We start from the raw sequence: 9727 nt of genomic DNA on the forward strand, positions 1-9727 counted from the left end.
GTATTGAAAAATAGGATTTTTTTACCTAACGATAGGTTGAAAAAGTTACTGATGAATGCTACACTATATATAACCTGTTTTATTAGGAGGACTTATCATGAGCAAAAGTGAAGAAACACTCTCTTCCATAGTTGGAGCAAGTTATCGACTATTTGCCAGACACGGCATTGCCAAAACGACCTATACAATGATTGCTGAAGAAGTTGGTATCGCCAAGCCATCTATTTATTATTACTTTAAATCTAAAGATGCATTAATCGAAAGTATTTTCAATGAATTATGCGAAGCGATGCAGTTCTCCTCTTTCTTCCATACAGAAGAGTTTACGAAAGAGAATTTCATTGAGAAATGTATTGAAATTGGCTTTAAAATGATAGACGAACAACAGAAAGAACCTTATTTTAATCGTGTATTACAAGAATATGTATTACTATCTTCAAGAAACGATATGTACAAAGATCGATTACTAACTGTACAAACAGAATATTTAAACGGATTTGAATCACTGCTCACAAAAGCAAATGAACTTCAACTCATTCAAAATAAAAATCTAGTTTCAAAAGCTCATATGTTGGCATTAGTACTTGATAATATCGGAAACTTCATGATGTTTGATGTAAATATGAATTATAAACAAATATGGATTGAAGCTGTCCACAGCATATTCGAAAGAAGTGATTCATATAAAAACTAAAAAACGAATTATCGGCTTAGATTTTGCTAGAGCGTGGGCGATGTTTGGAATGTTACTAGTTAATTTCATGGTGATAACAGGGGCGGAAGGAAATGGGCCTCCTCTGTTAAAAACCTTTATGTCACTTTTTGAAGGTAGAGCTTCTGCCTTGTTTGTTATACTTGCTGGGATTGGCATAACTTTAATGACTAAATCATCTGTTGCTAGCCAAGAGAAAATAAAAATCAATACCAGCCGAATATTGATTTGGAAACGATCACTATTCTTATTTATTTTAGGATTATTATTGTATGTAATGGAGTGGACGGGTGATATTTTACACTACTACGGCGTTTACCTTTTCATCGCTGCATTACTAATTACTGTACGAAGAACTATACTAATATGGCTTTCTATCATTATTTTACTTGCTGCACAATATCTCCAACTTACTTTCAACGCCTTCGAAGGATGGGGAGGCACAATCCCATTTATAAACTATATAGACTTTTGGACCTTAAAAGGATTTCTTCGCAACTTACTTTTTAATGGCTATCACCCTATTTTTCCGTGGTTTTCTTTCTTCTTAATCGGTATGATAATTGGCAGGTTAGATCTTCATAATAGACAAATTAGGCATAGATTGCTCTTGCTCGGTTTAACAGTAACGTTAATTATAGAGCTATTATCCAAAGCGTTAACTCACCTTTTCATCCCATACATTGGTGAGGAAGCATCTACATTTTTATTTAATACAGGACCGATTTTACCAAATATATTATACGTCGCATCCGCTACAGGATCTGCTATTGCTATATTAATAATCTGCCTCCATCTTACTGAAAAATATGAAAAGAATTGGTTTATTACATCCATTGTACAAACCGGTCAATTAACATTAACTCATTATGTAAGTCATGTATTTATCGGTATTGGGCTATTGATTCTATTAAATAGGATCGAACATCAAACACTATTATTCGTTTTACTATTTGCTACTGGATTTTTCATTTTCAGTGTTTTATTTAGCGTGTTATGGAGAAAGAAATTTCCTAGAGGTCCTATCGAATGGATTATGAGAAAATTAGCCGGATAATCTCTTAGCATGCAAAAAGGAAGTTGGAATCATTCCAACTTCCTTTTTTCTTTAATTAGCCGCGTTTAATTTAATTCGGACTTTTGTCTCACCTAAAGAAAGTTCATCGTCCTCATTCGTTAAGTGACCAAATGTAAATTGCTTGACGAGTAAGTTTTCTTCCAATAAATCTTTATGACTCGTTAATGTTTGCTGTAGTTCTTCTTCTGTATCAAGAATTACATCCACTCGTAAATTAACCGGTAAATTCAACTGCTTACGATATTCTTGAACTGCACGAATAAATTCACGTGCTACTCCTTCTTGTAACAATTCCTCAGTTACATTCGTATCTAACATAACCGTATATTGTCCGTTAGTCGTATTTGAGAATCCTGATTTCGCAATTTTCTCTATCAATACATCTTCAGCCGTTACAACTACTTCATCTCCTGATGCTGCTTCGTAAACTGCTCTTTCTGTAGATACAAAGTTTTGTACTTCTTCTTGTGATAATTGTTTTAACCACCCGTTTACTGCATTCACATTTTTACCAAACTTCGGTCCCGCTGTTTTAAAATTCAGCTTTAATTGATATGATGTGTATTTCGATTCATCGAGTTCAACATGGAATGCTTTCACATTTAGCTCATCCATTACGATATCACGATAAGATTCCCAATCCATATCACTTTCGTTATGCTCAAGTAATACAAGCTCTGCTAACGGCTGTTTTACTTTTAATGAATGTTGATTACGATTACTTCTTCCAAGTTCAACAACTTGTAAAACAGCATCCATTTCCGCTTCTAACTCAGGCTGGATAAGTGATTCGTTTACAACCGGATAATCTGCTAAATGAACGCTGCTTCCTTCTAAATTCAGATGAATATCCTCAGCTACAAACGGTGTAAATGGTGCGATTAATTTACTAATGGTTACAAGCACTTCATGAAGTGTTTCATACGCAGCTGCTTTTTCAGGATTCATACCAGATTCCCAAAAACGATTGCGTGAACGTCTTACATACCAGTTACTTACTTCATCTACAAGCGCTGCAATTTCACGAGCTGCATTTGTGAATTGATAATCATCAAGTGCAGTTCTTACCTTTCTCGTTGTGCTATGCAATCTTGATAACACCCATTCATCTAATTTCGTACGTTTAACTTCATACTTTTCTTTCGGATTATATTCATCTAAACTTGCATATAAAACATAGAAGCTATATACATTGACTAACGTATCTATAAATTTAGATTTCGCTTCTTGTACTGTTCTTTCAGAAAAACGTTTCGCATTCCACGGAGCACTGTCCACGAGTAGAGCCCACCTTAGAGCGTCGGCACCAAACTTCTCTACTAAATCAACAGGATCTAGTGCGTTACCTTTACTTTTAGACATTTTCTGTCCTTCTTCATCTAGAACATGCCCAAGTGATAATACTCGTTTATATGGTACTTTCCCTGTATATAGTGCCGATACCGCTAATAAACTATAAAACCAGCCGCGTGTTTGATCAATTCCCTCCGCAATTACATCTGCTGGAAACTGTTCTTCAAATAACTCTTTATTTTCAAACGGATAATGATATTGCGCAAAAGGCATGGAACCACTATCAAACCAAACATCAATTACTTCTGGTGTACGGTTCATTGTACTTCCGCATTTTTCACAGCATACTTTTACTTCATCCACATATGGCTTATGCAATTCTAAATCTTCAGGTGTTTCTTTCGTACTATGCTTTCTTAATTCGGCAATGCTTTTCGGTGCGAATTGATGATCACAGCTTTCACATTCCCATACGTTTAACGGTGTTCCCCAATATCTATTTCGGCTAATATTCCAGTCCACCATATTTTCTAAAAACTTACCAAAGCGTCCATGTTTCATATGATCTGGATACCACGTGACAGTATCATTATTTTGTAAAAATGTTTCTTTAATCTCAGTTGTTCGGATTAACCAACTTTCTCCTGCATAATAAAGTAATGGTGAATCACAGCGCCAACAATGTGGATAGCTATGCTCATATTTTTCTTTATGATATAGTAAACCTTCCTTCGCTAAATAACGAACGATATCAACGTCACATTCTTTTACAAACTTACCTTCAAGAAATGGTACCGCTTCTGTATACTCACCTTTTTCATCTACAACATGTAAGAACGATAACCCTTCACTTTGAACGACTTTATAATCGTCCTCCCCATATGCTGGAGCGATATGAACGAGTCCTGTACCACTATCTGCAGTAACAAAATCTGCCGCAATAACACGGTATCCATTTGTAACTTCCTTCATCGGAAACGGTGCTGTGTACGATGTATTTAATAATTCTTCACCTTTATGAACAGATAGTAGTTCATAGTTTTCTTTTAGTACTTCTTGTACACGTTCTTTCGCAACAATGTACACATACCCTTCTTGTTTCACTTTAACGTATTCCATATTCGGATGTACGGCAAGTGCAACATTCGCTGGGAGTGTCCACGGTGTTGTCGTCCATCCAAGGAAATATTCATCTTCACTATCTTTCACTTTAAACTTAACTGTCGCGCTTAAATCTTTCACTGTTTTATATCCTTGTGCAACTTCATGTGAACTAAGAGATGTTTGACAGCTTGGGCAGTACGGTGAAACTCTATGCCCTTTATATAACAAGCCTTTTTCATGAATCGTCCCTAAAATATTCCATACACTTTCGATATATGGATTCTCTAAAGTAACGTACGGATCATCCATATCTACCCAATATCCAATACTCTCCGTAAATTCACGCCACTGCTTCTCATATGTGAATACACTTTCTTTACACTTTTGAATAAATGGTTCAATGCCGTACTCTTCGATTTCATGTTTACCTGAAATACCAAGTTGTTTTTCAACGCCTAATTCTACAGGTAATCCATGTGTATCCCATCCGGCTTTTCTTAAAACTTTATATCCAGCCATCGTTTTATATCTCGCTACTAAATCTTTAATCGCCCGTCCAAGTGCATGGCCGACGTGTGGTAATCCGTTCGCAGTTGGTGGCCCTTCATAAAACACAAAAGATTGTGCGCCTTCTCGATTCTGAATTGATTGCTCGAAAATACTTTGTTCGTTCCACTGCTTACGAATACGTGTTTCTCTCCCTACAGCTGACTCTTTGACATCTACTTTTTTCATGTACAATCACTCCTTTGAATTTTTTAAAAAGCACACAAAAAACCCGTCCCTATGAAGTAGGGACGGGTTTACCCGCGTTACCACCCTAATTCTATTAGCTTTTCACTAATAGCACTTAGCAACGTACTAACATACGCGTTCTTTGTAACGGTAGACATCCGTCCGAGCTTACTTTATTCAGCCACGGCTCCTCGGAGATGATTTTCAAATAACGTCTGCACACCGGATTTCAGCAATACACCGGCTCTCTGGGGAACAGCTCACTATTTTACTCTTTCTCGTCTTCAGATTTGTATACTTTATTAAAAGTTATTTTATGCCATTGGGCAATTAATTGTCAACTAATTCAAAATATATTTTTATTTATACCCTTTTTCTCTATTCTTATACAATTACTTTTCAAACTCTCGCAATCCTGCTAAATCTTCATCTTCCTCTGCAAGTTCAGCGAAAAATCTTGTTTCATCTTCACGAAGTACAATTTCAAGTTCTTCTTTCGCTTCTTCATTTCTATTTAATAACGCTAAGTAACAAGCATGATCGTATCTTGCTAACAAGTCAGTAGCATCAATTGCTAATATTTCACTTGTTATTTCTTCTGCCTTTGTCGTTTGCCTAGCTTTATGATACGAAGATGCTAAAGCAAGAAGAATTGCCGTTTCATTCGGATGATGCACAGAAGCACCTTCTAATAAATGAATCGTATCCTCATACCTCTCTTGACTTTGATATAATTCTGCTAAAGCAAGGAATCCTCTACTTACAAATGGTGTTTTCTCAATTAATTGTAAGCAAATTTTCTCCGCTTTTCTTTCTTCTCCGGTTTTACATAATACACTCGCTTGTAAAAGAAGAGTATCATAATCATCCGGTAGCTCTCGAACCATTTGTTTCGTTAATTCCAAAGCATCTCGTAACATATCCTCTTCCTCACACTCAATGAAAAGATTTACAAGTTGCTTCGCTACATCATAATCCCACTTATGTTCTAACGATGTTTGTAATACCTCTATCGCTTCTTTATTCATCGCTGCATTCTCGTAAAATAGTGCAAAACGCTTCGCTGCCATACTATTTTTCGGATTTAACTTTAAGGAAATCTCAAATAAATCAATAATAACTGTAATCATTGAAATTTCCTTCGCACGATTTTTCATGCGATAAAATGCTCTTGTAAATAAAGATTTTTTTGGTTGCTCATTTTGCTGCCTTTCTACTAATCTTTCGGCAACCGCAGTAGCTGCATACATAAACGCTGTACTTCTTTCTGCTTTTTTCACCTTTAGCGTATGAAGTACGTCTCGTATTTGGGATAATTTTTTATGTTGTTCCATTGCTTTTACGTACACACCAAATATACGTTCACTTTCCAAATCTTTATGCATTACTTTCAGCGCAACTTCGATTGCTTCTGCACTCTGCTTTTTAACTAGTACTTTCGCATAATGATATAGTACTTCCACATGCGCTTCATCTATTTTCATTGCGCATTCAATATATTCTTTTTCTTTATTTACCTCATTCATCGCACCATATACATATGCAATTGCATCTAAACGCCATATTTCTGGTACCTCTTCTGCTAATTGTTCTAGTTCAACTAGCAATTCTTCATGAAGATTCAAATCTACTGAAAGCTGTGCCAAATATTCCATATTAATATGCAAAGGCTCTTCTTTCATTGCCTGGACCATATGACTTTGTTCTTTAGAACTATTTTCTTCTTTTTCATATATTTCTGCTAGTTGCACATGTACACCTGTGAAATTCTTATCCATTTCTAAACATGTTTCATACGCATGCTTCGCTTCTTGAAATTGCCCTAACGCCATGAATGTTTCACCGATTCGGAAATACGGCAATGAATCCTGTTTTTTCTTAAGTGCATCATTATACCGTTTTATTGCTTGATCATACTGTCCAATAGATTCATATAAAACACCAGCGTAACAACCGTATTCAATTACTTCCGTTTTCTCTTTTTCTAACGTTCTTAAAAACGCTATGCCTCGTTGCACAAAAGCTGTGTCTTTTATTCGATTTACATACTCATCCAACACGCTCGCTATATTAGCGTATACGCTTCGTATACCGCTCTCTAATTTAGAAAGTGCAAGTTTTAACTCTTTTTCATCCCCACCTAATGCAATTTCAGCATCCCATAGCACCATGCCAGCATTCATAAGGAAATCTTGATTGTCTTCAAATTGCTTATTAATACTAACAATATAGTTTTTTGCATCCTCATATTGTTCCTTTGCCATATAAACTTGAGTTAAACCGAAATGGGCATATACATCTTCATTATTTTCTTCTAAAGAACGCTTATATATAGTTTCCGCTTCTTCAAGTTCATCATTTTGAAAATGCACATCTCCTAAACGAACATATAAAGATGCCTGATCTTCACAATATTGAATTCCTTGTAATAAAATTTCCTTCGCATTATTCCCATCATCCAAATCTGATTCATAGATTTCCGAAAGCTTCGTATATAAATACGCTGCTGTTTTATCTAATTGAATTGCTACTTTAAGTCCTTTTACCGCCAAATACACTTTTCCTAAATGCTGAGCACATCTTGCACGTTCATACCATATGTGCGCTTCATACTTATATTCTTTTAATAAATCATTAAAGAATACATATGCTTCTTCATATCGTTCTAAATCTATTAAAATCAAACCGTGATTTACAAGTGTAAACCTTTCTGGGCTACGTTCTATAGCTGTTAGAGAATACTCTAGCCCCTTTTCGGATTGATCCATATACATGTATGATAATGCTAAGAAACTCCACGCAACTGGTTGATCTGCATCCAATTGTAATGATGAACGAAAACTAGCAATCGCTTCTGCATAATTATCTTGCTCAAAAGAATAACGTCCATTTATAAGATGATACAACGCTTGACTATTTTTCTTCTCCACACTTTGAAGCATATGTCCTGCTTTTTCCATATCTTGCAGACGAATAAAACACTGTGCACTATGCAATTTCACAAAGTCAGAGCTCGGAAACTTTTCCATTAATTTTTCTATACAAAGCTGAATAAAATCTTTATCTACTTCAGCATCTAAATGTTTAATCGTATATAGCCAAGTGTTTGGATTTTCACTTGTTTCTTTTAAAAATAGTACTAACTTTTCAATCCCCTCTTTATCTTGCTCAGCTAAATGATCTGTAAGAGAAAAGATTGTTTTATAATAAGTGTGTTCTTCCTCATTTAAAAATGAAAGTTGTTCTATTCTATCTTTCGGTATAAACGTAATAGCTAAACAATCTGTATAACGATATTTTTCTTGCAACTTATCATATTCCACAAGAATCGGTTCCAAGAAATTCGGATCTTGAATATAAAAAGCTTGCAGTACATCGTCATAACCAGAAAGCACTTGTACATGGGAAGCGTGCTCAATATCTATACTTAATAAAACGGGAATACCTTGATTGAGTAATCTCTTATAATTTTCCGCATTCCCTTGAAAATAACGATATTCGTAACCTTGCTCTTCTATATATGTAACTGTATCTGAAAACTTAGAACCTGTTACATCAAAAATATATTGTGCAATTTCATCTTGCGTACGTTTTTCTCCCCATACCCCTAACATCATTTCCAAACTTGTCGGAACGCAATAGTTATCCTTTTGTACAACCGGAACTATCGGTAAACGAACCTTTTTTCCATCAGGATTTTTTTCTATATGATGATATAGAGAATTCTTCAAACTCTTTTCACTTTTCAATAGTGCTTGCAAATCGTGAATACTATTCGTTTTATAAAATGCTTCTGCACGTAAATGTATAAAATAAGTTGTATATGCATGATGCGGAAGCATATGATTAATTTTATCTATTACCGCTAACATTTCTTCATAGCGCTCTAAATCTAATAAATATTTTACTTTTTCAAAATAGAAATATGGTACTTGAGGGAACTTTGCAATCGCATCATTAATGAGTTGTAATGCTCGCTGCTGTTCACCTTTATATGCATATAATTGCGCCAATAAGTACGTAGCTAACTCTTCACAATCTTTATGCTGCTGACCGGATAAAAGTTGTTCCTCTGCCTTCTCCCACTCACCAGTCTGTATATATAAGTAACCCCATTTATCAAAAACTGCACGTGTACTATACTTTTCCGCCTTTTGCATATAGGCATAGGCCTCTTCATTTCGCTTCATATCTAACAAACATCTAACTAACGTAAAATATGCTTTCGTTAAAACATCCGCATCAGTTTCCTCTTCATTTACCTCTTCCAAAGAATCTTTTAACAATTGTTCAGCATCAAGAATTTTACGCTCATCAATTAACTCATCACAATATAAAGAGAGCGTTCTCATATTTGGGAATTTTTTATACGTATACCGAATTAAAAAGGAGCTATATTGATGCATCAAACCTTCATCAGCAAGACGAATTAATGTATCAAACTCCTTGGGTGACGAGACGTTAGAAAGCCAGTTCTTCACGTATGATAACTTATTCGTTTCTTTTATATGTGCAATTTCATTATTTATCTCATGTAATCCATCTACAAATCTCTTTTCTTTCAAACAAATTTCTAATTGTTTAAAATCTAGCATGTATTCACCTCAAATAATTATTTATACTGCCATTTGCAAGCAGTATTCTAACCTACTTGCTTAGATTTTACACATCATATAGTATGCATTCAACTAAAACCTCATATAATGAACGATATTATTTAATATTATTCAAGTTTTTAACTAAATATCTTAAAAACGATACTTTTTCTCGTTATTTTGTTTAATTTGATGTAATAATGTATGTTC

Annotated in this window: 4 protein-coding genes and 1 other annotated feature; of the genes, 2 read left to right on the plus strand and 2 right to left on the minus strand. The window is 34.9% G+C overall.

Going from position 1 to position 9727, the window contains the following annotated elements; all coding sequences use genetic code 11:
• The first annotated feature begins 97 nt into the window (after window positions 1-97).
• Both AB3X48_RS13235 and AB3X48_RS13240 read left to right on the plus strand, forming a co-directional pair.
• Entirely contained in the window at window positions 98-694 is a 597-nt protein-coding gene (locus AB3X48_RS13235; protein WP_367959664.1) for a TetR/AcrR family transcriptional regulator, read from the plus strand.
• Window positions 684-1769, plus strand: a complete 1086-nt coding sequence (locus AB3X48_RS13240; protein ID WP_367959668.1) for a DUF418 domain-containing protein — start codon at window positions 684-686, stop codon at window positions 1767-1769. The genes AB3X48_RS13235 and AB3X48_RS13240 overlap by 11 nt, the downstream gene beginning before the upstream one ends.
• A gap of 51 nt (window positions 1770-1820) precedes the next feature.
• On the opposite strand, the gene ileS is transcribed toward AB3X48_RS13240, so the two are convergent.
• Window positions 1821-4922, minus strand: a complete 3102-nt coding sequence (gene ileS, locus AB3X48_RS13245) for an isoleucine--tRNA ligase (protein WP_088099022.1) — start codon at window positions 4920-4922, stop codon at window positions 1821-1823.
• A 55-nt stretch (window positions 4923-4977) separates the two neighbouring features.
• Window positions 4978-5216, minus strand: a binding site (T-box leader).
• Between the two features lie 98 nt (window positions 5217-5314).
• Window positions 5315-9517, minus strand: coding sequence for a tetratricopeptide repeat protein (locus AB3X48_RS13250; RefSeq protein WP_367959666.1), 4203 nt, complete (start codon window positions 9515-9517; stop codon window positions 5315-5317).
• Between the last annotated feature and the right edge of the window lie 210 nt (window positions 9518-9727).

Source organism: Bacillus sp. S4 (genome assembly GCF_040838205.1).
In the GTDB taxonomy this organism is placed as follows: domain Bacteria; phylum Bacillota; class Bacilli; order Bacillales; family Bacillaceae_G; genus Bacillus_A; species Bacillus_A cereus_U.

What these genes read in the sequence shown, in the direction of transcription:
- ileS (WP_088099022.1), bottom strand. Translation starts at nt 4,922, where the DNA reads ATGAAAAAAGTAGATGTCAAAGAGTCAGCTGTAGGGAGAGAAACACGT.
- AB3X48_RS13235 (WP_367959664.1), top strand. Translation starts at nt 98, where the DNA reads ATGAGCAAAAGTGAAGAAACACTCTCTTCCATAGTTGGAGCAAGTTAT.
- AB3X48_RS13250 (WP_367959666.1), bottom strand. Translation starts at nt 9,517, where the DNA reads ATGCTAGATTTTAAACAATTAGAAATTTGTTTGAAAGAAAAGAGATTT.